A 23,914-nucleotide genomic window follows, 5' to 3' on the forward strand; every position below is an offset into this window, starting at 1 on the left:
ACCCGGGCTACGGGCTGATCGGGCAACGCGGGCTTTACACACGGGGCCTAGAATCATCGGCTGAATCCCCGCCTGCGGGGATGACACCTCCATAACCCCGTTCCGGATCCGCCTCCATGAAAAGCCGTGCCGCCGTCGCCTTTGCCCCGGGCCAGCCGTTGCAGATCGTCGAAATCGACGTCGCCCCGCCCAAGGCCGGCGAAGTGCTGGTGAAGATCACCCACACCGGCGTCTGCCACACCGATGCGTTCACGCTCAGCGGCGACGATCCGGAAGGTATCTTCCCGAGCGTCCTCGGGCATGAAGGCGGTGGTGTAGTCATCGAAGTCGGCGAGGGCGTCACCAGCGTCAAGCCCGGCGACCACGTGATTCCGCTGTACACGGCCGAATGCCGCAAGTGCAAGTTCTGCCTGTCGGGCAAGACCAACCTGTGCCAGGCCGTGCGCGCCACCCAGGGCAAGGGCCTGATGCCGGACGGCACCACGCGCTTCTCCTACAACGGCCAGCCGATCTACCACTACATGGGCACCAGCACCTTCAGCGAGTACACGGTGGTGGCGGAAGTCTCGCTCGCCGTGGTCAACCCGCAGGCGCCGCTGGAGAATGTCTGCCTGCTCGGTTGCGGTGTCACCACCGGCATCGGCGCCGTGCACAACACCGCCAAGGTCAAGGAAGGCGACAGCGTCGCCGTGTTCGGCCTCGGTGGCATCGGCCTGGCGGTGATCCAGGGCGCGGTGCAGGCCAAGGCCGGCCGGATCATCGCGGTGGACACCAACCCCGGCAAGTTCGAGCTGGCGCGCAGCATGGGCGCGACCGACTGCGTCAATCCGAAGGACCATGACAAGCCGATCCAGGACGTGATCGTCGAGCTCACCGACGGCGGCGTCGATTTCAGCTTCGAGTGCATCGGCAATGTCGACGTCATGCGCGCCGCGCTGGAGTGCTGCCACAAGGGCTGGGGCGAGAGCGTCATCATCGGCGTCGCCGGTGCCGGCCAGGAGATCCGCACGCGTCCGTTCCAGCTGGTCACCGGTCGCGTTTGGCGCGGCACGGCATTTGGTGGCGTCAAGGGCCGCACGCAGTTGCCGGGCATGGTCGAGCAGGCGATGAAGGGCGAGATCAACCTCGATCCCTTCATTACCCACAACCTGCCGCTGGAGCAGATCAACGAAGCGTTCGACCTGATGCACGAAGGCAAGTCGATCCGCACCGTGATCCATTTTTGAATGATCCATTTCTGACGGAGCAAAGCACACGGGGGCGCACTCGCGTCGCTGCGAACCTGCGACGCCACGTTTGGAGGTGAACCATGAACAGTGCAGTGGCCATCCACCCGTCCGTCGACCAGGGCGTGCGCAAGGGCGGTGCGTCCGACTTCGCCGGCGGCAGCGCGAACTCGGGCTGGAGCCGTACGACTGCCTGTCACCGACACTGATGGATGCACTATCCACGCACGCGGCGAAGAAATCCGGCGTGCTCAAGAGCTGACCCGAAAGGATAACGATGGAACGGATCGAAGGGCATGCCTGCTTCGGCGGGCAGCAGGAAGTGTGGAAGCACGCGTCGTCATCGCTGGGCTGCGAGATGCGCCTGGGCGTGTACTTGCCACCCCAGGCGAAGGATCGTCGCTTGCCGGTGCTGTACTGGCTCAGCGGCCTGACCTGCAGCGAGCAGAACTTCATCACCAAGGCCGGCGCGCAGCGGTACGCGGCCGAGCACGGGGTGATCCTGGTCGCGCCCGACACCAGCCCGCGCGGCCCCGGCATCGCCGACGCCGACGGCTACGACCTCGGTCAGGGCGCCGGCTTCTATGTCGATGCGACCCAGGCACCGTGGGCGTCGCACTACCGCATGCACGACTACGTCACCCGCGAGTTGCCGGCGCTGGTCGAGGCGCACTTCCCCGCCAGCGATGCGCGTGCGATCAGCGGCCATTCGATGGGCGGGCACGGCGCACTGGTGGCCGCGCTGCGCAATCCCGGACGCTACCGCAGCGTGTCCGCGTTCTCGCCGATCGTCGCGCCCAGCCAGGTGCCGTGGGGACAGAAGGCGTTCGCCGCGTACCTGGGCGATGACCGCGAGGCATGGAAGGCATGGGACGCGAGCGAACTGGTGGCCAGTGCCATTGAGCGCCTGCCGCTGCTGGTCGACCAGGGCGACGCCGACGAGTTCCTGGTGACGCAGTTGCGGCCGCAGCTGTTGCAGGACGCCTGCGACGCCGCGGGCCATCCGCTCGACGTGCGCATGCGCCCGGGTTACGACCACAGCTACTACTTCATCGCCACCTTCATCGGCGAGCACATTGCTCACCATGCACAGGCGCTGAGGGACTAGGCGAGAAGGAAGTCGGCGTAGGCGAAGCGTTCGTCGCGCAGCACCTTTTCGCCGGCCTGCACGGCGATGGGCCTGCGGAGCATCGGCCCGGCATGCACCAGGGTGTGGAACTCGCCGTTCTCGCCGCACGGGTCGCACGATGGCGGCAGTGCGGCGAGCAGGGCGTCGTCGAACGCGCGCCCGCTGAAGTCCGCCGCCAGCTGCTGCGTATCGACGCAGCACAGCCGCGCCTGCAGTCCCGACGCGATCATCTCGCGTGCAAGCGCGGTCGTATCGGCGCCGAACAGCGGGGTGTCGATCGACCAGCCCAGGCGTGCGCACGAGGCCTCGCGCCAGGCGCGCACGTCGGCCAGGTACAGGTCGCCGAAGGCAATGCAGTCCAGCGTCGGCCAGCGCTCGCGCGCCTGCGCCAGCGCCAGGGCGAACGCGGCCTCGTAGCTGTCGTTGTCGCACTTGGGCGGGATCACCGCCTCGATCAACGGCAGCCCGGCCGACTCGGCCTGCGCATGCAGGATGTCGCGGCGGATGCCGTGCATGGCGACGCGGTCGTAGCCGCTGGTGACGGTGGTCAGCAGGGCCACGACCTCGACATCGTCGCGCTGGCGCAGGGTGTGCAAGGTCCAGGCCGCGTCCTTGCCGCCGCTCCACGACAACAACCGCTGGCTCATGCCGAGGTCACGTCCCGCAGTTCCCAGCCGCTGCCGGCGAGCAGGCGCAGGCGGTGCTTGAGCACCGTGCCGGAGATGGACGAGGTGACGACGAGGTCGATGTGCAGGTCTTCCTGCTCGCCGTGCACGGTGGCCGCGGCATCGGTGGCGCCGAGCGCCGGATCGACGGCGTCGGGGTCTTCCTGGCGCGCCTTCCAGCGGTCGAACAACGCGCTGTCGCGCAACGCAGCCTGCAGCTGCTCGGCGAACCCTTCGGCACTGACGGCGCTGAAGGAAAACGCGGCATCGCTGCCGCGGGCGCGCGTCGCATCGGGAAGGCGGATGTAGTAACGAGTGGCCATGCACGATTCCGGTGTGGGGTGCCGCCTACCTTACTCCGCCACCGTGACGGCCATGATTAGCCGTGAAACTTCTGACCCTCGGCGGCGAAGGCCACGACCACCGCGCCCTTGCCGACATTGACCATGCCGGTCAGGCTCATCACCGACTCGAACAGCTCGATGTTGTTGCTGGCGCAGGCATCGCGCAGGCGCTCGTAACCGGGCAGCTTGCGCATGTCGTCAAGTTCGCCGCCGTAGCTCAGGCACAGCGTCGGGGTCAGCAGTTCGCCGGCCTCGACGCGCTGCGCGGCGTGCGCGAACAGCTTTTCCACCGCCGGCTCGAAGCCCTTGATCTTGGCCACCGGGGCGGTCTCGCCGCGATTGCAGTGCAGCACCGGCTTGATGTCGAGCGCGCTGCCGAGCGCGGCGCTGAGGAAGCTGACGCTGCGGTCGCCCTTGGTGCGGGCGCGGGCGCGCAGGTAGTACAGGTCCGGCGGCACCATGTAGCCCTGGGTGTGCAGCGCCAGGTTTTCCAGGCGTGCGCGGATCTTCGGCGCGCCTTCGCCGGCTTCGCGCAGACGCACCGCCTCGACCGCACCGATGCCCTGGGCGGCGAACAGGTTCTGGCTGTCGACCACGCGCAGCGCGAACGGCGTGTTGTTGCCGGCGGCCGAGCGCGCGGCCTTGTAGTCGCTGAGGATCGCGAAGCTGGCTTGCTGCGCGTTGTCGAAGATCGGGCTGCGCGTCTTGGTGATCGTCATGCAAAAGACGTAGTCGTAGTCGATCACCAGCCGGCTCAGGAACAGGTCCTGGATCTGCTGGACGGTGTAGGGCGTGGTCTCTGCTTCGTGGCCGCGTTCGGCGACGTGGGCGTGCAGGAACTCCAGGGTCGCCTGCTCGTTGCGACGGTCGGCCAGCACGGCCTCGCCGATGCGCACGGTGATGGGCAACACATCGACGTTGTGTTGCTCCAGGTACTCCAAAGGCAGATCGCAGGCCGAATCGACCACGAGTCCAATGCGCATGTTCCCCCTCCGAATTGCAGCGCTGGCGTCAAACTGTGACGCGCAGCATACCTGCTTCGCGGCGCGGGTCTCGCTGCGGGTGCAGCAAAGCAATGCGCGGCGGAATCCTGAACGGAGATCGTGGGTGGAGGGCCCCGGGTGCGCTCCGCTTACCCGGGCTACACCCCACCACCGTAGCCCGGGTAAGCGAAGCGCACCCGGGACCGACATGCACACCGCACGTAGCCCGGGTAAGCGAAGCGCACCCGGGACCGACATGCACACCGCACGTAGCCCGGGTAAGCGAAGCGCACCCGGGACCGACATGCACACCGCGCGTAGCCCGGGTAAGCGAAGCGCACCCGGGACCGCCGCCTCACCGCCGGCGCTGCAACCCCACCGGCAACTGCGACACCCGCTGCATCTCGGCGTCGTCGAGCACCGTCGGATCGCGCAGCGCCGACAGGGCGAAATCATGGGCGTCATTACCCCAGAACAGCTCGCCGCGCACGGCCAGGGTCGGCACGCCGTAGACGCCGGCGGCAATGGCCTGGTCGGTGTTGGCGCGCAGCGCCGCCTTGGTCGGCGCCGCATCGAGCGCCTCGGCCGGGACGTTCAGTACCGCCATCAGCGGCACCAGTGCCTCGAGGCTGTCGCCGGCGCGGCCCTGCGCCCACAGCCAGTCGTAGATCGAATCGACCGCCTCGGGCGTGTTGCCCGCGGCGATGCTCAGGCGCAACGCCGCCAGCGGGTTGAACGGATGCGTCGGCGGGAAGCGCAGCGGCACGCCCTGCTGGCGCGCCAGCCACAGCACGTGCCGGTAGGTGAATTCACGCTTGCCCGGGATCTCGGCCGGACCCTTCTGGCCGCAGGCATCGAGCACCGCGGCGAACACGATCGGCACCAGCTGCACCGGCGCCCCGTCGATCTCGAACTCGCGCAGCAGCGGCTTGAGCTTCTGCCACTGCAGGTACGAGAACGGCGAAATGAAGTCGAAGTACCAGACCAGCGGAGCCTTATCCATGGCGAAGGGTTCTCTCTAGTGGCAGGCGTTCAGTGGCAGCAGTTCAGTGCCAGGCGCCGATGATCAGCCCGTACAGGCTGAACTGGGCGATGTGGTAGCCGGCGTCGATCATCCACATCTTCGCGCTGCGCTGGGCGAAGGCGTAATTGATGCCGAAGCTCATCGCGACGAAGAACAGGCCGACCACGAAGCCGGCGCCGAAGCCGCTGGCGGCATTGCCCTCCGGGCCGAGGAAGATCGCGAACATCAAGGAGGCCAGCAGGCTGCAGCCGAAGGCGGTGGCGAAGGTGAGCTTGGGATGGGCCGGGGCGCTGTTGGGGTCGATGCCGGCCTCGCGGCACCAGGCCTGCTTGAACAGCGGCCCGTACCAGATCCCGCCGAGGACGAACGCGGAAACGGCGGCGGCGATCACCGCCAGCCAGTTGAAGTCGATGTGCGGCAAGGTCATTGAGTCGGTCGTCGAGTAAAGGAACGGGATCAGCCCAGCATACCCGCCTGCTTTGCCGAAGTTGGCGCCGATCAGCGGCTGCCGGCCCCGACCCCATTACGAGGTCGGGGCCGGGCGACTCAGCGCCCGGTCGGCTGCGGATACGCCCGCGGCATCCCGCCGTTCTCTGCCGGTGTCGCCGGATTGAGGTAGCGATCGCGCAGCTCGGTCTGGCGACTGCGCATCTCGATCGCGCGGCCGTCCATCCACACCTGCAGGGCCAGGGCGCTGACTTCGAGCGGGTCGCCACTCCACAGCACCAGGTCGGCGCGCTTGCCCGGCGCGATGCTGCCCATGCGATCGGCCACGCCAAAGGCTTCGGCCGGCACCTGGGTCAGGCCGGCCAGGCCGTCCTCCCAGGGCAGTCCATTGGCCACGGCATTGCCGGCCAGCTGGCGCATCTTGCGGGCGTTGTGCGAAGCGTCGCCGGTCTGGGTGAAGCCCACCCGCACGCCGGCGGCGCGCAGGCGCGCGGCGTTGAGCATGGTCGCGCCGATCTGGTCGAAGTCGTACGGCAGGTTGCCGAGCGGATTGACGAACACCGGCACCTTGGCCGCGGCCAGCTGCGGTGCCATGCGCCAGGCCTCGGCACCGCCGGCGATGGCGATGCGGATGTTGTGGCGCGCCGACCAGCGCAGCAACTGGCGGATGTCGGCGGCGCGGTCGACGGCAACCACGACGCGGCCGCCGCCGCCGATGTAGCGGGCCAGCGTCGCCCTTCCGGCCGGTGTCAGCAGTGCCGCGTTGGCATCGGCGGGGATGCGCCCGCGCACTTCATCGATGAGCTGGTCGAGGATCATCCACTGCGCCGCGCGCGAGTTGCCGCTCAGGCCGATGGCATCGCCACCGATGCGCAGGAACAGGTCGCGCGGCCCGACCGGGTCGGCGCTGCCGTCCAGCCGCACCACGCCGCCCTGGCCGGCAACGATCGAACCACCGGTGCCGGTGCCGGCACCCAGCAACGTCCAACCGATGCCTTCGATGCGCGCGACCGGTATCAGCACCGAGTCCGGGTTGTAGGCCAGGGTCACGTCGAACTCCGGCCGCACCGTCATCTGCTTGGTGTCGGCGCCGAGGGTGAGCGTTTCGTCGTTGGTGGCCTTCTCGCCCGACACCTCCTCCAGGCCGATCTCGGTGATGCCGCCGAACAGCGTCGGCGTCAGCGGCTTGCCCTGGGCATCAATGACCTGTGCGCCGGCCGGCGCGACCAGGCCCGTGCCGACCGCGCGGATCGTGCCGCCGCTGACCAGCACGTCGGCGTTGTGCAGCGTGCCCTGTGCGGTCGCGGTGTGGACGGTGGCGTTGCGGATCAGCAGTTCCTGCGCGCCCGCGGCGGACATCACCAGCAGCATCGTCATTCCCGCGAAGGCGGGAATCCAAGGACGTCGGTTCCGGCTCACAGCACACCTCCCTGCGCCGCAGCGCCCTGTCCCAGCATGAAATCCGACACCGGCTGGCGGCTGCGGTCATTGCGGTCGAACACGCGCGCGCCGTCGATGTAGACCTGCTCGGCATGCGCATACACGCTGAAGGGATTGCCGTTCCAGACCACAACGTCGGCCATCTTGCCCGGCTCCAGCGTGCCGGTCCGCTCGAGGATTCCCAGCGCCTTGGCAGGGTTCTGGGTCAGCCAGCGGATCGCACGTTCGGGTGCGATGTCCATGCCGGCGAGCCTGGCGTGCGCCATCACCTTGGCCGCTTCCTGGTTGAGGCGCTGGATGCCTTCGTCGGAATCGGAGTGGACGATCGCGCAGCTGTTGGCGGGGCGATCGACCAGGGCGAGGTTCTCCTGGATGCCGTCGAAGGCCTCCATCTTGAAGCCCCACCAGTCGGCCCACAGCGCACCGCACACGCCTTCGGCGGCGAGACGGTCGGCCAGCTTGTACGCCTCCACGCCGTGGTGGAACGCGGCGACCTTGAAGCCGAACTCCTTGGCCAGGTCGAGCATGATCGCCATCTCGTCGGCGCGGTAGCAGTGGATTTGCACGCGGATGTCGCCGTTGATGGCGCCGGCGAGCGTGTCGAGCTTGAGGTCGCGCTTGCCGCCGGTGTCCTTTTCGCTGTCGGCGCCGTTGCCGTTGCTCGACTGCCACCAGTGCTTCTTCTTCGGCGCCGTGTCGTTCTTCTTGCCACCACCGTTCTTGCGCAGGTATTCGCTGGCATCGATGAAGGCAGCACGGTACCCGGCGACGTTGCCCATGCGCGTGGCCGGGCCGCTCTTCTGGCCGTAGACGCGCTTGGGGTTCTCGCCGCAGGCCATCTTCAGGCCCCACGGCGCCTCCGGGAATTTCATTGCCTGGTAGGTGGTGGCGGCGACGTTCTTCAGCGTCACGCCACGGCCGCCGACGAGGTTGGCCGAACCCGGCAGCACCTGAAGCGAAGTGATGCCGCCGGCCAGTGCCGCGGCAAAGCCCGGATCCTGCGGCCAGATCGAGTGCTCGGCCCAGACGTTGGCGGTGACCGCGCCGGTCATTTCGTTGCCGTCGCTGTGCGCGCTCACGCCCGGGGTGGGGTACACGCCCAGGTGCGAATGCACGTCGATGATGCCCGGCGTCACCCACTTGCCGGTGCCGTCGACGCGGGTGGCGCTGGCCGGTGCCTGCAGCGCAGTGCCGACCGCGACCACCTTGCCGTCCTGCAGCAGCACGTCGGCGTCGTCGAGGCGCTGGCCGGTGCCGGTGAGCACGGTCGCATGCTCGATCAGGACCGGGCCGGCGGCGATCGCGCGGTAGGTACTCGGGTACGGGTCCTCGACGAAGCGTGACTTCGAGCTCGAGGCGGGAGACTGCGACGCAGGCGCGTCGGGCGAAGCCGCATGGGCGACGCCGACGGAAAGCACCGCGGCGAGCGCGGCGACCAGAGGTCGGAACATGGTTTTCCCCGGAGGTGGCACGAACAACGTATCCGCACCCTAGCCGCGGCGGCAGGTCCATGCAAACCCGACATTGGTCATGGCCGGGCATGAGAGAATGCAGCTCCAGGCAGCCCCGCCCTGGTAGGCGCCAGCAACGCTGGCGACCGGGCGTTGGAGCTTGTCATACGTGCCAGCACGCTGGCCCCGGCAAGAGACAACGCGAGGTATTCGTACGTGAAAGACAAGGAACAGATCGTAGACAACTGGTTGCCCCGCTACACCGGCGTGCCCCTGGACCAGTTCGGCGAACACATCCTGCTGACCAACTTCGGCGGCTACCTGCACACCTTCGCGCGCCTGACCGGCGCCGAAGTGATCGGCCTGGACCGGCCGATGCCCAGTGCCACCGCCGACGGCATCACCATGATCAACTTCGGCATGGGCAGCCCGAACGCGGCGACCATGATGGACCTGCTCAGCGCGATCATGCCCAAGGCGGTGCTGTTCCTGGGCAAGTGCGGCGGCCTCAAGCGCAAGAACCAGCTCGGCGACCTGATCCTGCCGATCGCGGCGATCCGCGGCGAAGGCACCAGCGATGATTACCTGCCGGCGCAGGTACCGGCGCTGCCGGCGTTCGCGCTGCAGCGCGCGGTCTCGACGATGATCCGCGACCTCGGCCACGACTACTGGACCGGCACGGTGTTCACCACCAACCGCCGCGTCTGGGAGCACGACGACGCCTTCAAGGAACGCCTGCGCACGATGCGCTGCATGGCCATCGACATGGAGACCGCGACGATCTTCGCCGCCGGTTTCGCCAACCGGATTCCGTGTGGCGCACTGCTGCTGGTCTCCGACCAGCCGATGATCCCCGAAGGCGTGAAGACCGAAGCCTCCGATGCACGCGTCAGCTCGGATTACGTCGACAACCACATCAACGTCGGCATCGAAGCGCTGCGGCTCATTCGCCGTAACGGCAAGTCGGTGCGCCACCTCCGCTTCGACGAGTAGCCCGGGTAAGCGCAGCGCACCCGGGGCCCACGCAAAGAAAAGGCCGGCAATCGCCGGCCTTTTCCACGCACCGTGCAATGGCTGCAATCAATCGCAATCCATCTGCCACTCGTAGCTCTGCGTTTCCTCGTTGAACACCGACACCGCCGAGCACGCGCTCTGGGCAGCGTTCGACTGCGATGGCGGTGCCAGCGTCGACTCGGCCACCGGCGCCTCGGCGTTGCGGTTCGGCGGGCAGATGCGGTTGATCGGCGGGATCGTGCCGGCCGGGTAGCAGATCATGCGAGGCGGATTGCAGAGCAGCGTGCACTGGATGTTCTGCGCGTTCCCTGCGAGTGGAGCGAGCAGGGCTGCAAGCAACAGGGCTGCGACAACAGACTGCTTCATGGTGGAGTTCCCTCTGGAAGTGACTTGCGGCATGGAAAATGGCGGTGGCAATGTGACGGCCGCCTGAGCGGCCCGCGGGGTTGTTCAGTCTTGTGCAGGTGCCGTGAACGCAGTGTCGTCAGGCCCCGGCCAGCTACCTTGGCCGCCCGCCATCGCAGGGCCTGCGACGCCTCCAAGGCACACTGGTGCCCTGGAAAATGAGGGCTGGAGGGGGAGGGGAGAATGGACAAATTCATCTATCTGCTGGCGGGCGCGGTGCTCACCTGGCTGTTCTATTTCGTCCAGCGCCGGGTCGAGCGTCGCGGCGCCGTCGAGGCGATCGAGCGCAACCAGAAACTGCTCGACCTCAAGCAGGGTCTGGACAGCGCCAACACCAACCTCGACGACCTGCGCCAGTTCGAGCAGCGCCTGATCGGCAAGGCCGAAACCGCCGCGCGCATCGCCGACAACTACTTCACCAAGGCCGAGGAAGTGGCCCGCCAGAGCGACGATGCCGCCGTGACCCAGTCCGACATGAACGAACAGGCGGCCGGTGAATTGCAGCGTGCCGAGGCCCGACTGGCCACGGTGGTCGCGCACCTGCGTCGGCAGCTGGATGGCGAGTCACTGGCGGTGTTCGACGAGGCCCACCGCAGCTGGCTGGCCTTCCGCGAGCGCTACGCGCGCTTCGTCTCGCAGTCGTACTCGGGCGGATCGATCCGCCCGCTGATCCATGCAGTGACGCTGGAGAGCGTCACCGAACTGTGGATCAACGAACTGGAAACGCAGCTGGCGGACGAGTCGATATAGCGGACCGCCAGCGCAACCCACACTCACCGTTCGCCCTGAGCGTAGGCGCGCAGCGCCGAAGTCGAAGGGTGTTCCGGTGCATCAACCCTTCGACTTCGCTGCGCTACGCTCAGGGCGAACGGTGATACCTCCATCCCCCACGGACCCGCGCAATGCACATCGATCCCAAGGACATCCTCGCCTTCTGGCAGCAATCAGGGTACGAACGCTGGTTCACTCGCGACGAAGCATTCGACGCGCGCTGCCGTGAGGAATGGCTGCCGGCGCACCACCAGGCCGCGCGCCGCGAACTCGAGGATTGGATGGAGACGCCCGACGGCGCGCTGGCGCTGGCGATCCTGCTCGACCAGATTCCACGCAACGTGTTTCGCGGCAGCGGCCATGCTTACGCCACCGATCCGTTGGCGCGTCATTACGCTGCACGCGCGATCGAGCGTGGCTACGACCACCAGGTCGACCCGGCATTGCGCGTCTTCTTCTACATGCCGTTCGAGCATTCCGAAGCCATCGCCGACCAGGAGCGGTCGGTCGAACTGGCGTCATCGATCGGTGGCGAAATGGGCGACGAGTACCTCGACTACGCCCGTCGCCATCGTGATGTGATCGCACGCTTCGGCCGCTTCCCGCACCGCAATCGCGAGCTGGGCCGCACCAGTTCGCCGGAGGAGCAGGCTTACCTGGATGCGGGCGGTGGTTTCGCTTGAACTGGAAGCAGGAGCGAGCAAGCCCGCTCCTGCCTGCGATCAACTGGATCAGTACTTCGACACGCTCGCGTCGATGTCCGCCCACGCGTCGATGCCGCCGATGACGTTGTAGACCTCGCGGAAGCCGTGGTCGCGGAAGTGCTCGGCGGCCTGCTGGCTGCGGCCGCCGTGGTGGCACAGGAACGCCAGCGCGGTGTCCTTGGGCAGCGCTTCGAGCGCCTCCAAGCCATTGTCGAAACTGTCGAAGGCGACCGCGACGCTGGCCAGCTGGCGCTCCGGCGCGGGACGCACGTCGACCAGGCGCAGGGTGCCGGCCGCCACGCGTGCGGCGACCTCGGCCGGCGTGATCGCCTTCACCGCCGGCGGTGCGTTCGGGTTGTTCACGACCAGGCCGCGACCGCGTTCGTCATCGACCCAGTCGATGGTGATGCCGTCGGCGCGACGCGCCTGCATCCAGTCGGTCTGCACTCGCACGCCGTCCACTTCGACCGCCACGGCATTGGTATCCACCGGCGCCAGCTGCAGGCGCGCGTTGTGGCGCGCGTCGATGTCGAGCTGGACTGCGTAACCTTCGCCGGCATTGGCGATGGCGCCGCGCAGCATCTCGACTGCCGACGGGGTGATGGTCAGCTTCGGCGGGCTGCGGTCCGGTGCCGGCAGGCCAAGCACGCCGTGCAGTTCACCGTTGCCGGCCATCTGCTCGACGATGTCGCTGCCGCCGACCAGTTCGCCGTCGATGTACAGCTGCGGGATCGTCGGCCAGTTGCCGTACTGCTTGATGCCCTCGCGGATCGCCGGGTCCGACAGCACGTCGACGTGGGCATAGCCCTGCGGGAGCAGTGCATTGAGCACACCGACGGCCTTGGCCGAGAAGCCGCACTGCGGTGCCTCCGGCGCGCCCTTCATGAACAGGACGACGCGGTTGGACTGCAGCAGGGTTTCGATGCGCGAACGCAGGGCGGGATCGAGGGACATGGGGGTTTTGCCTTGAGGTGATGTGGTGCATGTGGGGGCGCCGCGGCCGGGAGGCAACCCCGCTACCATGGATCCGATGCCCGACTTCCACCGACCGCCCGCGTTCCATCGGCCGCCGCGCCATCCCCACGCCTGGGCATGGCTGTTCGCCGCCTCGCAGCTGGCGGTGGTCGCGATCTGGTGGCAGTGGGGCTGGATGGCGGGACTGGCGGCCTTGCTGGCCAGCCACCTGGCCCTGGTGTGGGCGACGCTGCGGCCGCAATCGCGCCTGCTCAGCCCCGTGCTGACGCGGTTGCCGACGACCGAGCCCGTGGTCTGGCTGACCATCGACGACGGCCCCTCCGACGACACCCGGGCGATGCTCGACCTGCTCGATGCGCGCAACGCGCGCGCCACCTTTTTCCTGGTCGGCGACCGCGCGCAGGCGCGGCCGGAGCTGGTCGCCGAGATCGCACGCCGTGGCCACGGCATCGGCCAGCACAGCCACACCCATCCGCAGGCGCGGTTCTGGGCGCTGCCGCCGAAAGCGATGCGGGCGCAGATCGACGACGCCCAGGCGGCGCTGACGCAACTGGCCGGCGCACCGCCGCACTGGTTCCGCGCGGTGGTCGGCATGGCCAACCCGTTCGTGGCATCCGCGCTCAAGCACCACGGACTGGCGCGCGTCGCGTGGTCCGCGCGCGGCTTCGACGCGGTGTTGAAGGAGCCGGCCGGCGTGGCCGCGCGCATCGAGCGCGACCTCGCACCCGGCGCGATCGTGCTGCTGCACGAAGGTGCGCGCCATGGCCGCAATGTCGAGACGCTGGCGGCGGTGCTTGATCGTCTCCAGCAGCGCGGGTATCGCACGGTGCTGCCGGAACAGCTGGGTCAATCAGCCGGCGACGATCAACCAGTTGTTGAACGGCGTACGCCCGCGCAATGAAGTGAACGTCGCCTTCAACCCGGCATCGGCCAGGCGCGCGCGCACGGCATCGGCATCGGGGTAGTTCAGCGGTGCGGCATTCATCCAGCCGACCACCTTGGCGAAGACATCGACGAAGCGCGTGACGTGGGCACGATGGCTGCCGTCCGCCAGTCCGGTGCGGATCACCAGCTTCGCGCCCGGCGTGATCATCGCGATGGCCTGGTCGATCGCCTGCATCTGCGCCGCGACCGGCACGAACTGCAGGACGTCGAGCACGGCCACGCTGCCCTGGTGCGCGGGCACGCCCTGCGCAAGGTCGGCGGTCTCGAACGCGACGTCGCCCAGGTCGCAGCGCGCCGCGGCCTTGCGCGCGCGCAGGATCTTGTCGACGTCGTTGTCATAGCCGCGGTAGGGCATGCGCTGGCCATCGGCGCGCAATGCGTGCGCCAGCAGGCCCAGTCCGCAGCCCATGTCCAGCAACGGCGCCTGCGTGCCGCGCAGCGCCTCGCAGACACCGGGATACAACGGATCGGTGCCGAACTTGCTCCAGGCGTAGTAGTAATCGCGGCGGCCGTACCAGTGCTCGCGCGGCAGGAAGGCCGACGCCAGCGCGCGTGCCTGCTTGCCAGGCAACGGTGCCGTCGCGGCGTGCGTCGTCGCGCTGGCGGAGTCGCTCATCGCGACAGCAGCTCGCGCGCGACCGGCAAGGCCAGCGTGGTCCATTGCGTGTACATCGCCGCCGACGGGTGCAGGCCGTCATCGGCCAGCATCAGCGTTTCGCCGCCGCGCTCGCGCGACACCGGCGTGATGTCGACGAAGGCCACGCCATGCGCTTCGCACACCACCTGCGCGGCGGCGTTGAAGGCGTCGAGTTCGGCGGCGATGGCGGCCGGCGTGGCTTGCGTGGTCTTCACGAACGGGGTCGCGCCCCAGTCCGGGATCGACAGCACCAGCACGCGGTCGGCGCGGCCGCGGGCAAAAGCAATCGCACGCCTGAGCAGGCTCTCGAACTCGCTGCGGTATTCGACCGCGCTGCGGCCGCGGTACTGGTTGTTCACGCCGATCAGCAGGCTGACGAAATCCCACTCGCCCAGCGGTTCGGCGCCATCGATGCCCCACGCCAGCTCGTCGGTGGTCCAGCCGGTGGTGGCGATGATGCGCGGGTCGGCCAGGGCGATGCCGCCCTCGCGCAGTGCATGGGCGAGCTGGCGCGGCCAGCGCCCGTCCTCGGGCACGCCTTCACCGATCGTGTAGCTGTCGCCGAGCGCCAGGTACGACAGTGCGTTGGCGGGGACGCTGGCCATGACGATCAGGCCACGGCCGCCTGTGCCTGCGCGGCGTCGCTGCCGGCGTAACGGTCGAGCAGGCGCTCGATGCGTCGGAACACTTCGCGCAGGTCGTCCGGCTGCGGCAGCAGGGTCACGCGGAAATGGTTGCGGTAGGGCACGTTGAAGCTCGAGCCCGGCACCACCAGCACGTCCTCGGTCTCGAGCAGCTCGAGCGCGAAGCGGTGGTCGTCGAAACCCTGCGCCGCCGCGCCGGTGACCGCCGGGAACGCATACAGCGCGCCCGCCGGTTCCACCAGCTGCAGGTGGTTGCTGGCCGCGACGCTGTCGATCACCGCGCGGCGCGCTTCGAACAGGCGCCCACCCGGCGCGCACAGCGGCGCGATGGTGTCTTCGCCATGCAGTGCCGCCTCGATCGCGAACTGGCCGGGCACGTTGGCGCACAGGCGCAACGCGCCGAGCAGGTCCATGGCGTGGTGCAGGTTGCCGCTGGCGACCGGGTCGCCCGACAGCACCGCCCAGCCCACGCGCCAGCCGCAGGCGCGATGGACCTTGCTCAGGCCGCCGAATGACAGGCACGGCAGGTCGCCGGCGATCGGCGCGATCGGGGTGAACTGGTTGCCGTCATAGAGGATGGAGTCGTAGATCTCGTCGCACATCAGCAGCAGCTTGTGGCGCGCAGCGATGGCGACGATCTTCTCGATCAGCTCGCGCGGATACGCGGCGCCGGTCGGGTTGTTGGGGTTGATCAGCACGATCGCGCGGGTGCGGCTGGACACCAGCGAGGCGATCTCGTCCGGGTCGGGCAAGAAGCCGTTCTCGGGCAGGCAGCGGTAATACACCGGGCGGCCGTCGTTGAGGATGGTCGCGGCCGACCACAGCGGGTAGTCGGGCGAGGGCAGCAGCACTTCGTCGCCCGGGTTCAGCAACGCGCGCAGCGACAGATCGATCAGCTCGCTGACACCGTTGCCGACGAACACCCGCTCCGGGCTCGCATTGGGCGTGCCGCGCTGCTTGTGGAAGCTGGCGATCGCCTCGCGCGCCGCCGGCAGGCCCTGCTGGTGGGTGTAGGGGTCGGTGTCGCTGATGTGGTCTGCGATCGCGCGCTGCAGGTGCTCCGGCGCACGGAAGCCGAACGCGCCCGGGTTGCCGATGTTGAGCTTGATCAGCTTGCGCCCCTGCGTCTCCAGCTCGCGGGCTCGCCGGGCCAGTTCACCGCGGATCTCGTAGCGGACTTCGGACAGGCGTTCGCGGGTCTTCACGGGGGACTGGGACATTGCTGCGGACAAATGGGAGGTCGGAGGGCCAGACTAGCCGAAACTGGCGCGAACGGCAGCGGAAAAGGCGCATTTACGTGCAACTTTGCCGGTGTGAGCGTTAACCGTTCGCCGCGCTCGGGATCACCGGGGTCAGTGCCGTCGGCCCCCGTGCAGAAGGGATGACGGCTAGAATCCCGGGCATGCACCCATCCGCCGCAAAGTCTTGATCCCCGGTTTCGACGCCCTGCAGGCCATTGGCTGGCCCTTGAAGGCCAGTTCGCCGGTTCCGGTTGGAATTTCTGCACAAGACCAGGTCTGGCTCGACCTGATGGCCGAGCACCCCAAGGCCCGGCCGGCACGGGTCATCGAGCAGCACCGCAGCGGTTACATCGTGTCCGACGGGCCCGACCATGGCTTCCCGGTCGAGTCGCTTCCCGAATGGCAGCGTCCGCCCGGCTATCGCAAGGGCACGGTCACCATCGACCAGCGCCCCGGCGTCGGCGACTGGCTGCTGGTGGAAGGCCGCAAGGCGGTGGCGCTGCTGCCACGGCGCAGCGCCATCAAGCGTGGCGCCGCCGGCGAGCATTACCAGCAACAGCTGATCGCGGCCAACGTCGACACCGTGTTCGTCGTCTGCGGTCTGGATGCCGACTTCAACCCACGCCGGATCGAACGCTACCTGCTGCTGGTTCGCGGCGGCGGCGTCGAACCGGTGGTGGTGCTGACCAAGGCCGACCAGGCCGAGGCCTCCGACGCCGAGGTATTGCCCGGCGCCATGGCGGCGCTGGTCGAACTGGCGGCGCAGGGCGTGGCGGTGCGTGCAGTCAATGCCCGCGACCCTGACAGCGTCGCCGCGCTCGAACCGTGGCTGCAGCCGGGCTGCACCGCGGTACTGGTCGGCAGCTCCGGTGCCGGCAAGTCGACCCTCACCAACACCCTGCTCGGCAGCGAGCGGATGAAGACCGGCGAAGTTCGCGAAAGCGACTCGCGCGGCCGCCACACCACCACCCATCGCGCGCTGATCCCGCTGCCGACCGGCGCCTGCCTGATCGACACGCCGGGCATGCGCGAGCTCAAGCCGACCGGCGAGGAAGACGTCGCCGAGAACTTCAGCGACGTCGAGGCCCTGGCCGAGCAGTGCCGGTTCCGTGACTGCAAGCACGCACGCGAGCCGGGCTGCGCGGTGCGCGAAGCGATCGAGGCCGGCAAGCTCGACCCGCAACGCTTCGCCAACTACCTCAAGCTCAGCGACGAGGTCGCCGGCGCCGCCAACCGCCTGGCCAACCGCCGCGCGCAGAAGGCCGAAGAGAAAGTGGCGAACAAGTCGCTCAGCAAGCGCCTCGATGAGAAGTATGGGAAGCACTAGCCGACCAGATCGCGAACCACGCGTAGCCCGGGTAAGGCCGCAGGCCGCACCCGGGATCGAGGCGCATCCAACCCCGGCTGCGGCCTGCGGCCTTACCCGGGCAACGACTGCGATGACATGACCGAGTTCGCGCCCGAGATCGCCCACCACGCCGCGCTCGATGCCCGCATGGTCGCGGCGGCGAAGGATGTGCGACTGCTGGCCCTGGTCAGCTGGCCGGCGGGCCAGGAGGACGCTTTCCTCGCCGACTACGCCCGCGGCGTGGTCAAGCTCCCGCAGATCGAATACCCCAAGCTGGATTTCAGTGCGACGCGCACCGAAATGGAGGCCATCGCCACCGAGGCCGACCCGCACCATCCGCTGGGCCAGTACCTCATCGATTCGGCACGAAGCTGGTCGGAGGCCGCGGCCCTGTGCGAATCGCTCGGCACGCCGGCGGTCTGCGAACACTCGATCAAGCTGTTCGGTCGCCCCGACGAAGCCCTGCCGGGCGATGGGCCGACCACACGCGAAGCCGCGCAGCACTTCATCTCGATTGCCGACGAGCTCGACCGCGAGCTGATGTCGCCGGCCGAGCACGTCACCATCTCCGCCACCGCGCTGCAGCTGCAGTTGCAGCGCGAGCTCGACACCTACTTCGACGGCCGCATCATCTCCGTCGAGCTCGATCCGGACCTGATCGCCAAGGCCGCCGCCGGCGCCACCCGCATCCGCCTGCGCCACGGTGCCGCCTTCAGCGACTACGACCGCCACCAGTTGCTGCAGCACGAAGCCTTCGTGCATTCGCTCACCGCCCTCAACGGCCGCGAGCAGCCGGTCCTGCCGAGCCTGGCCCTGTCATCGCCGCGCATCACCGCGACCCAGGAAGGCCTGGCGACGTTCGCCGAACAGATCACTGGCAGCATCGACATCGGCCGCATGAAGCGCATCAGCCTGCGCATCGAGGCGGTGGCGATGGCGCTGGCCGGGGCCGACTTCATCGAAGTGTTCCGCTACTTCCTCGACGCCGGGCAAACGCCGGAGGACAGCTTCGCTTCGGCGCAGCGCGTGTTCCGTGGCGTGCCCACCACCGGCGGCCATGCCTTCACCAAGGACACCGTGTACCTGCGCGGCCTGGTCGGTGTGCACACGTTCTTCCGCTGGGCGTTGCGTGACGGCAAGCTGCAGCTGTGCCGCTGGTTGTTCGCCGGCAAGATGACGCTGACCGACGTGCAGCGGTTCGAACCGCTGTTCGCCGATGGCGTGATCAAGCCGGCGCGCTGGCTGCCGCACTGGGTGGCGCGCGCGAACGGGCTGGCGGGGATGCTGGCGTTCTCGCTGTTCGCCAACCGGATCCGGCTGGACAAGATCGTGGTGGACGGGAAGGCGCCGGAGCTCTGAAGCGGCCCCTCTCCCTCGGCGCTACGCGCCTTTCCCTCTCCCACAAGGGGAGAGGGGCAACAGCCACTTCCCTCTCCCCTTGTGGGAGAGGGAGAGGCCGCGCACGCGGCCAAGGAGAGGGGTCACCGCTTCCGCCATGCCCGCCACAGCGGCAGCACCAGCATCAAGCCGACCAGGCCCCACGTCGCCAACGTGATCGGGCTCGCCCACAGGATCCCGAGCTCGCCGTTGGAGATCGACAAGGCCCGGCGCAGGTTCTGCTCCATCAATCCACCGAGGATGAAACCCAGCAGCACCGGCGACAGCGGGAAGTCGAGCTTGCGCAGCACATAGCCCAGCACACCGATCGCCACCATCAGCACCAGGTCGAACGTGGTCGCGTGCACGGCATACACGCCGATCGAGGTGATGATCGCGATCGCCGGCACCAGCGCCCAGTTCGGCACCGCCAGGATCCGCGTGAACACGCGCACCATCGGCACGTTGAGGATGATCAGCATCACGTTGGCGATGAACAGCGACGCGATCAGGCCCCAGACCACCTGCGGCTGCTCCTGGAACAGCAGCGGCCCGGGCGTGATGTTGTAGAGGCTCAACGCGCCGATCATCACCGCGGTCGTGCCCGAACCCGGCACGCCCAGCGTCAGCATCGGCACCATCGCGCCACACGCGGCGCCGCCGATCGCGGTTTCCGGCGCGGCCAGCCCGCGCAGGTCGCCCTGGCCGAATCGCCCGCCGTCGCCGGCCAGGCGCTTCTCGGACATGTATGCCACCGCGCTGGCCAGCGTCGCCCCGGCGCCGGGCAGCACGCCCATGAAGAAGCCGAGCACGCCGCAGCGCAGGTTGACCCAGAACACCGCCGCCGCCTCGCGGGCGTTGAACAGCATCCGCCCGGTGGCTTCGACCATGCGATGCCCGCTGTGCGTCTTCTCCAGCAGCAACAGGATCTCGCTGACCGAGAACAGCCCCAGCACCAGCACCACGAACTGGATGCCATCGGCGACATGCAGGCTGTCGAAGGTGAAGCGGTACACGCCACTGTTCGCGTCAATGCCGACGCTGGACAGGAACAGGCCCAGCAGCGCGGCCAGCAACGTCTTCAACGGCCGGTCGTTGGCCAGGCCGCTGAGCGCGACGATCGCCAGCACCATCAGCACGAAGTACTCCGCCGGCCCGAACGCGATCGCCCATCGCGCCAGCAGGGGCGCAAACAGCACCATGCCGCAGGTGGCGATGAAGGCGCCGATGAACGAGCTCCACGCCGACAGCGACAGCGCCACGCCGGCCAGGCCCTGCCGCGCCAGCGGGTAGCCGTCGAGCGTGGTCATCACCGTCGATGCTTCGCCCGGGATGTTGAGCAGGATCGAGGAGATGCGGCCGCCGTACTCGCAGCCCAGGTAGACCGCCGCGAGCAGGATCAGCGCCGATTCCGGCGGCATGCCAAAGGCATAGGCCACCGGGATCAGCAGGGCGACGCCGTTGATGGGGCCGATGCCGGGCAGCAACCCGACCACGGTGCCGATCAGCGTTCCCAGTAACGCGGTGACGAGGTTGTAGGGCGTCAGGGCGACGCCGAAGCCCTGGCCGAGGTAGTTGAGGGTGTCGTTCATCGTCAAAGGCCGGTCAGGAGGAAAGGCGCTCGAGCACGCCCAGCGGCAGCGGCACTTCAAGCAGGCGGTCGAACAGCACGTACAGGCCGGCACTGAGCAGCGTGCAGGTGATCACCGCACGCAGCGGGCGGCCGCCGTACAGCAGGGCGATGAAGCTGCCGGCGAGGGCGCTGCTGAGGATGAAGCCGAGCGGTTCGAACAGCCCGGCATAGGCCAGCAGCAGGCCGATGCACAGCGCGGCCTTGCTAAGCAGCGATGCATCGATCGGCGCGTCGTCTTCGTCGTGCTTGAGCGCCGGCGGGCGCACGATCATCCACGCCAGGCCCAATGCCATCAGGCACAGGCACAGCAGCGGATACGCGCGCGGGCCGACAGGCTCATACGAGAACTCGGCCTGGTAATCCCAGCCGATCACCGCGAACGCGATGCAGGCCAGCAACCAGGCACCGGCAAACAGCCGCTGCACGAGTGCGGCAGGTGGTGTCGTCATGGGCGCTCCTCGACCGGGTCAGTGCTTGGCCAGGCCGAACTCGCGCGCGAGTTGGCGATAGCGCGCGACTTCCTTCTTGACGTAGGCGTCGAGCTGCGGCCCGGTCAGCGCCAGCGGGAACAGTTCGCGCTGTTCGCGCAGGCGGGCGAAGTCCTTGGACGCCAGCAGCCGGTCGAAGGCGGCCCTCCAGTAGGCGTAGTCCTGCGCGCTCACCTTCGGCCCGACATAGAAGCCGCGCGCGACCTGCCAGACGACGTCGTATCCCTGCTCCTTCGCCGTCGGAATCGAGGTCATTTCCGGTCGGGTCAGCCGCTTGTCCGACAGCACCGCGAGGATGCGCATCTTGCCGGCCTTCACCTGCGGCATGGAGTCGGAGATGTCAGTGCTGCCGACCTGGATGTGGCCGCCCAGCAACGCCGTGGTGATGTCACCGCCGCCTTCCAGTGCCACATAGCGCAGCTGCTTCGGACTGATGCCGGCGGCCTTGGCGAGCATCGCGGTCTGCATCCAGTCCTGGCTGCCGACGGTGCCGCCGGAACCGATGACGACCTTGCCGGGATTCTTCTTCAGCGCAGCCATCAGGTCGCCTAGCGTCTTGTAGGGCGAATCGCTGCGCACCGCGATGGCGCCATAGCTGGTGCCGACCGCTGCCAGCCAGCGCACCGCATTCTCGTCGTAGCGACCGAACTTGCCCTGGGCGATGTTGAGCAGCGAACCGCTGGAGAACGCGGTGATGACGTTGCCATCGGCCGGGCGCTGCGCGACGACGGTGTTGTAGGCCACCGCGCCGACGCCACCGGGCATGTAGGTCACGCGCATCGGTCGCGCCAGCGCCTTGGCTTCGACCAGTCCGGTCTGGGCCAGCTTGCAGGTCAGGTCGAAACCGCCGCCGGGCGAGGCCGGGGCGATGCATTCGGGGCGGGACGGATCAGCCGCGGCGTGCGCGGACAACAACATCGACACGGCGGCAACAGCGGGGAGCAGGACGCGGAACAGGGACATGCAATGACCTCACGGGCAGCGAATAGCGAATGCCGGCAAGCGCCGGCGGCGGATGCGGAGACGTCAGAAGTCGTACTGGAAGCGACCGGTGAGGGCCTGGGTGCGGTCGAGCGTCAGCGCACGCAGGTGGTCGTAATTGCGACTGCTGGTCCAGTCGAGCAGGAAGCGCAGGTTGGAGCGCAGGTGCCAGTTGATGGCGGCAGTCGCGGCATCGATCGAGAGATCACTGAAGTCGGTGGCGCCGTAGAGGTTCTGCCGGCCGCGGATCGTGTCGTAGCGCAATGCCACCTGCCAGGCGCCACTGCTGCGATTGGGTTTGACGCGACCGAAGCGGCCGCCGCCGCGGTCGTAGGGCAGCGATTCGCCGGTGAGGAACCAGCCGACGGCGGCATAGGCAGCATCTATGCGACCACTCTGGCCGCCGTCGTCGAAACGTGCATCGCCAATCTCGGACTGGACATGGAAAGGGCCGCGCACGGCGGCGAACTCGATGGACGTCTTGTCGACATCGGCGTCGCGGCCGCTGCCGAAGTTCACCAGCGTCAACCGGCTGGCGTTCGACAGATGCCCCGCCGGGCGCGGACGGATGCGCAGCGCCGGTGCGCCGTCGCGACCGGGGTGGTCGTAGTACTCGCGCGCCGCCGACAGGCCCAGGTGCACGACGCGCCCGCTCTCATGCATCGGCGCCCACGTGCCGCGGCCAGCGAAGGCGCGGCCCTTGACCTGCCACTCGTCGATGCTTTCCAGGCTGTAGACGCTGCCACCGATGGTGTAGCTGTCACGCGCGGTGAGCCAGGCCGCGCCAAGCCGGTACAGCGGCGCCAGCGTTTGCGCAAACAGCGAACGTTCCAGGAACACGCCGTAGTTCGAGCTGATCCGGTCGTCGAGGGTGAAGTGCTGCTTGAACTGTCCGACGGTGAGTTTGCCGGCATTGAACTTCTTGCTGACCAGCACGTCCCACGCTTCGATCGCCTCGACGCTGAAGTCGTCCTGCAGGTCGGCGAAGTTGGCCTCCAGCGTGTACTCAAGCCCATAAAGATCGCCCGAGACTTCCAGTGCCAGCCTGCGGATCTCGGTGTCGTCGACATTGGGCGCACCGCGTCCGTCGTTCTCGAACTGTGCGAAGTCGTAATGCAGTCGTCCTCCAAGCGTTGCGGTGACATCACCTTCGTCGGCATTCGCAACAGGCGCGGCCAAGGCCAGCAACAGCAACGTGAATGTGAGGCTTCGTGACAGACTGCGATCCTTTCGCATGCGGCTTTTTCTCCTGATTCACGGCGATTCCGAGCGTTGGAATCGTTGGCGTGATTCAGGCTAGGCATGCGAACCTGTCATTGACCTGTCATTGCAAATGACGCAACGACGACGGAACAAACGTGCAAGGAAGCACTCCGAATGCGAATACTTCTGGTCGAAGGCAACGCCTGCCTCGCCGATGCCATCGTCCGCAGGCTGCGTGGCGATGGGCATGCGCTGGATTGGCAAGACGACGGATGCTCGGCAGCGCGCGTGCTTCGCTACCAGCGCTTCGACCTGATCGTGCTCGACATCGGACTGCCGCGCATGAGCGGACTGGACGTGCTGTCAGGCCTGCGCGAACGTGGCGACACCACGCCGGTGCTGGTGACAACCGCGCGCAATTGCATGGAGGAGCGCGTGCGGGCGCTCGATGTCGGTGCCGACGATTTCCTCGCCAAGCCCTTCGACCTGCGCGAGTTCGACGCGCGCTGTCGCGTGCTGCTGCGGCGCAGCCGCGGGCGGGCATCGGAAGTGGTGCGGATCGGTGGCCTGGATTTCGACAACGCCGCGCGCAGGGTCACCCTCGACGGCACGATCATCGACCTGCCCAACCGCGAATTCCGCCTGCTGGAAATCCTGATTGGCCGGGTCGGCCGCGTTGTCAGCCGCGAGGAGATCGGCAATGGGCTGTTCGGCTTCGACGACGATGCCGGGCCCAACGCGATCGAGCTTTACGTGGGCCGACTGCGCCGCAGGATCGCATCGGCGCGGCTGCGCATCGTCACCGTGCGCGGGGTGGGTTACCGGGTCGACGCGTGAGC

General features: G+C 68.1%; 26 protein-coding genes. 10 read left to right on the forward strand and 16 right to left on the reverse strand.

Annotated features, from left to right (window positions below; all coding sequences use genetic code 11):
* The first annotated feature begins 116 nt into the window (after window positions 1–116).
* The 3 genes from ACFOPO_RS05700 to fghA all read left to right on the forward strand — a co-directional run bounded on the left by ACFOPO_RS05700 (window position 117) and on the right by fghA (window position 2,334).
* On the forward strand, window positions 117–1,226 hold the full coding sequence (locus ACFOPO_RS05700) for an S-(hydroxymethyl)glutathione dehydrogenase/class III alcohol dehydrogenase (protein WP_386701803.1): 1,110 nt from the start codon (window positions 117–119) through the stop codon (window positions 1,224–1,226).
* An 83-nt stretch (window positions 1,227–1,309) separates the two neighbouring features.
* The gene (locus ACFOPO_RS05705; protein WP_386701805.1) at window positions 1,310–1,435 is read left to right on the forward strand and encodes a hypothetical protein; all 126 of its coding nucleotides are present in this window, start codon (window positions 1,310–1,312) and stop codon (window positions 1,433–1,435) included.
* A 68-nt stretch (window positions 1,436–1,503) separates the two neighbouring features.
* Window positions 1,504–2,334, forward strand: coding sequence for an S-formylglutathione hydrolase (gene fghA, locus ACFOPO_RS05710; RefSeq protein WP_386701807.1), 831 nt, complete (start codon window positions 1,504–1,506; stop codon window positions 2,332–2,334).
* Here fghA and ACFOPO_RS05715 read toward each other — a convergent pair.
* The 7 genes from ACFOPO_RS05715 to ACFOPO_RS05745 form a co-directional block, all read right to left on the reverse strand.
* Window positions 2,331–3,002, reverse strand: coding sequence for an ATP-binding protein (locus ACFOPO_RS05715; protein WP_386701809.1), 672 nt, complete (start codon window positions 3,000–3,002; stop codon window positions 2,331–2,333). The genes fghA and ACFOPO_RS05715 overlap by 4 nt on opposite strands.
* Window positions 2,999–3,343 (reverse strand): hypothetical protein, encoded by a 345-nt coding sequence (locus ACFOPO_RS05720; protein ID WP_386701811.1) that lies wholly within the window; start codon window positions 3,341–3,343, stop codon window positions 2,999–3,001. The genes ACFOPO_RS05715 and ACFOPO_RS05720 overlap by 4 nt, the downstream gene beginning before the upstream one ends.
* 56 nt (window positions 3,344–3,399) lie before the next feature.
* Window positions 3,400–4,347, reverse strand: coding sequence for a DegV family protein (locus ACFOPO_RS05725; RefSeq protein ID WP_386701813.1), 948 nt, complete (start codon window positions 4,345–4,347; stop codon window positions 3,400–3,402).
* A 355-nt stretch (window positions 4,348–4,702) separates the two neighbouring features.
* A complete protein-coding gene (locus tag ACFOPO_RS05730; RefSeq protein WP_386701815.1) occupies window positions 4,703–5,350 on the reverse strand; it encodes a 2-hydroxychromene-2-carboxylate isomerase in 648 nt (215 codons plus the stop codon).
* Between the two features lie 43 nt (window positions 5,351–5,393).
* Complete coding sequence (locus tag ACFOPO_RS05735) at window positions 5,394–5,798, reverse strand: DUF1761 domain-containing protein (protein ID WP_386701817.1); 405 nt, start codon at window positions 5,796–5,798, stop codon at window positions 5,394–5,396.
* A 119-nt stretch (window positions 5,799–5,917) separates the two neighbouring features.
* Entirely contained in the window at window positions 5,918–7,195 is a 1,278-nt protein-coding gene (locus tag ACFOPO_RS05740; protein ID WP_386701819.1) for an amidohydrolase family protein, read from the reverse strand.
* 38 nt (window positions 7,196–7,233) lie between these two features.
* Window positions 7,234–8,709: an amidohydrolase gene (locus ACFOPO_RS05745; RefSeq protein ID WP_386701821.1), complete on the reverse strand. Its 1,476-nt coding sequence runs from the start codon at window positions 8,707–8,709 to the stop codon at window positions 7,234–7,236.
* Window positions 8,710–8,925: 216 nt separating this feature from the next.
* Between ACFOPO_RS05745 and ACFOPO_RS05750 the strand changes: the two genes are divergently transcribed.
* Complete coding sequence (locus ACFOPO_RS05750) at window positions 8,926–9,702, forward strand: AMP nucleosidase (protein WP_200609089.1); 777 nt, start codon at window positions 8,926–8,928, stop codon at window positions 9,700–9,702.
* An 87-nt stretch (window positions 9,703–9,789) separates the two neighbouring features.
* Here ACFOPO_RS05750 and ACFOPO_RS05755 read toward each other — a convergent pair whose 3' ends face one another.
* Complete coding sequence (locus tag ACFOPO_RS05755) at window positions 9,790–10,089, reverse strand: hypothetical protein (protein WP_386701823.1); 300 nt, start codon at window positions 10,087–10,089, stop codon at window positions 9,790–9,792.
* 222 nt (window positions 10,090–10,311) lie between these two features.
* On the opposite strand from ACFOPO_RS05755, the gene ACFOPO_RS05760 reads away from it, so the two are divergent.
* Both ACFOPO_RS05760 and ACFOPO_RS05765 read left to right on the forward strand, forming a co-directional pair.
* A complete protein-coding gene (locus ACFOPO_RS05760; protein ID WP_386701825.1) occupies window positions 10,312–10,878 on the forward strand; it encodes a lysozyme inhibitor LprI family protein in 567 nt (188 codons plus the stop codon).
* A 152-nt stretch (window positions 10,879–11,030) separates the two neighbouring features.
* The gene (locus ACFOPO_RS05765) at window positions 11,031–11,582 is read left to right on the forward strand and encodes a DUF924 family protein (RefSeq protein WP_386701827.1); all 552 of its coding nucleotides are present in this window, start codon (window positions 11,031–11,033) and stop codon (window positions 11,580–11,582) included.
* A 48-nt stretch (window positions 11,583–11,630) separates the two neighbouring features.
* Here the strand turns inward: ACFOPO_RS05765 and grxD are convergent, their stop codons facing one another.
* Window positions 11,631–12,557, reverse strand: coding sequence for a Grx4 family monothiol glutaredoxin (gene grxD / locus ACFOPO_RS05770; protein WP_386701829.1), 927 nt, complete (start codon window positions 12,555–12,557; stop codon window positions 11,631–11,633).
* A gap of 67 nt (window positions 12,558–12,624) precedes the next feature.
* Between grxD and ACFOPO_RS05775 the strand changes: the two genes are divergently transcribed.
* Window positions 12,625–13,479, forward strand: a complete 855-nt coding sequence (locus tag ACFOPO_RS05775; RefSeq protein ID WP_386701831.1) for a polysaccharide deacetylase family protein — start codon at window positions 12,625–12,627, stop codon at window positions 13,477–13,479.
* Here ACFOPO_RS05775 and ACFOPO_RS05780 read toward each other — a convergent pair.
* Genes ACFOPO_RS05780 through ACFOPO_RS05790 form a run of 3 tightly spaced genes read right to left on the reverse strand, consistent with a single transcriptional unit; the run spans window position 13,429 to window position 16,024 of the window.
* Complete coding sequence (locus tag ACFOPO_RS05780) at window positions 13,429–14,139, reverse strand: class I SAM-dependent methyltransferase (protein WP_386701833.1); 711 nt, start codon at window positions 14,137–14,139, stop codon at window positions 13,429–13,431. The two genes, ACFOPO_RS05775 and ACFOPO_RS05780, sit on opposite strands and share 51 nt — an antisense overlap.
* Complete coding sequence (locus tag ACFOPO_RS05785; RefSeq protein WP_386701835.1) at window positions 14,136–14,765, reverse strand: SGNH/GDSL hydrolase family protein; 630 nt, start codon at window positions 14,763–14,765, stop codon at window positions 14,136–14,138. Before ACFOPO_RS05785 ends, ACFOPO_RS05780 begins: the two co-directional genes overlap by 4 nt.
* A gap of 5 nt (window positions 14,766–14,770) precedes the next feature.
* Entirely contained in the window at window positions 14,771–16,024 is a 1,254-nt protein-coding gene (locus tag ACFOPO_RS05790; protein WP_386701837.1) for an aminotransferase class I/II-fold pyridoxal phosphate-dependent enzyme, read from the reverse strand.
* A gap of 205 nt (window positions 16,025–16,229) precedes the next feature.
* On the opposite strand from ACFOPO_RS05790, the gene rsgA reads away from it, so the two are divergent.
* Together rsgA and ACFOPO_RS05800 are read left to right on the forward strand one after the other, a co-directional pair.
* The gene (gene rsgA, locus ACFOPO_RS05795; RefSeq protein ID WP_386701839.1) at window positions 16,230–17,372 is read left to right on the forward strand and encodes a ribosome small subunit-dependent GTPase A; all 1,143 of its coding nucleotides are present in this window, start codon (window positions 16,230–16,232) and stop codon (window positions 17,370–17,372) included.
* 117 nt (window positions 17,373–17,489) lie between these two features.
* The gene (locus ACFOPO_RS05800) at window positions 17,490–18,752 is read left to right on the forward strand and encodes a flavohemoglobin expression-modulating QEGLA motif protein (protein WP_386701841.1); all 1,263 of its coding nucleotides are present in this window, start codon (window positions 17,490–17,492) and stop codon (window positions 18,750–18,752) included.
* Between the two features lie 122 nt (window positions 18,753–18,874).
* Here the strand turns inward: ACFOPO_RS05800 and ACFOPO_RS05805 are convergent, their stop codons facing one another.
* The 4 genes from ACFOPO_RS05805 to ACFOPO_RS05820 all read right to left on the reverse strand — a co-directional run bounded on the left by ACFOPO_RS05805 (window position 18,875) and on the right by ACFOPO_RS05820 (window position 23,108).
* Window positions 18,875–20,362 (reverse strand): tripartite tricarboxylate transporter permease, encoded by a 1,488-nt coding sequence (locus tag ACFOPO_RS05805; protein WP_386701843.1) that lies wholly within the window; start codon window positions 20,360–20,362, stop codon window positions 18,875–18,877.
* A 13-nt stretch (window positions 20,363–20,375) separates the two neighbouring features.
* A complete protein-coding gene (locus tag ACFOPO_RS05810; RefSeq protein ID WP_386701845.1) occupies window positions 20,376–20,852 on the reverse strand; it encodes a tripartite tricarboxylate transporter TctB family protein in 477 nt (158 codons plus the stop codon).
* A gap of 18 nt (window positions 20,853–20,870) precedes the next feature.
* The gene (locus ACFOPO_RS05815; protein ID WP_386701847.1) at window positions 20,871–21,854 is read right to left on the reverse strand and encodes a Bug family tripartite tricarboxylate transporter substrate binding protein; all 984 of its coding nucleotides are present in this window, start codon (window positions 21,852–21,854) and stop codon (window positions 20,871–20,873) included.
* A 63-nt stretch (window positions 21,855–21,917) separates the two neighbouring features.
* Window positions 21,918–23,108 (reverse strand): OprO/OprP family phosphate-selective porin, encoded by a 1,191-nt coding sequence (locus ACFOPO_RS05820; RefSeq protein ID WP_386701849.1) that lies wholly within the window; start codon window positions 23,106–23,108, stop codon window positions 21,918–21,920.
* Window positions 23,109–23,249: 141 nt separating this feature from the next.
* Here ACFOPO_RS05820 and ACFOPO_RS05825 point away from each other — a divergent pair, with 141 nt between their 5' ends.
* Window positions 23,250–23,912, forward strand: coding sequence for a response regulator (locus ACFOPO_RS05825; protein ID WP_386701851.1), 663 nt, complete (start codon window positions 23,250–23,252; stop codon window positions 23,910–23,912).
* Window positions 23,913–23,914 lie beyond the last annotated feature (2 nt).

The organism is Lysobacter sp. GCM10012299 (assembly GCF_042649405.1).
In the GTDB taxonomy this organism is placed as follows: Bacteria; Pseudomonadota; Gammaproteobacteria; order Xanthomonadales; family Xanthomonadaceae; genus Lysobacter_J.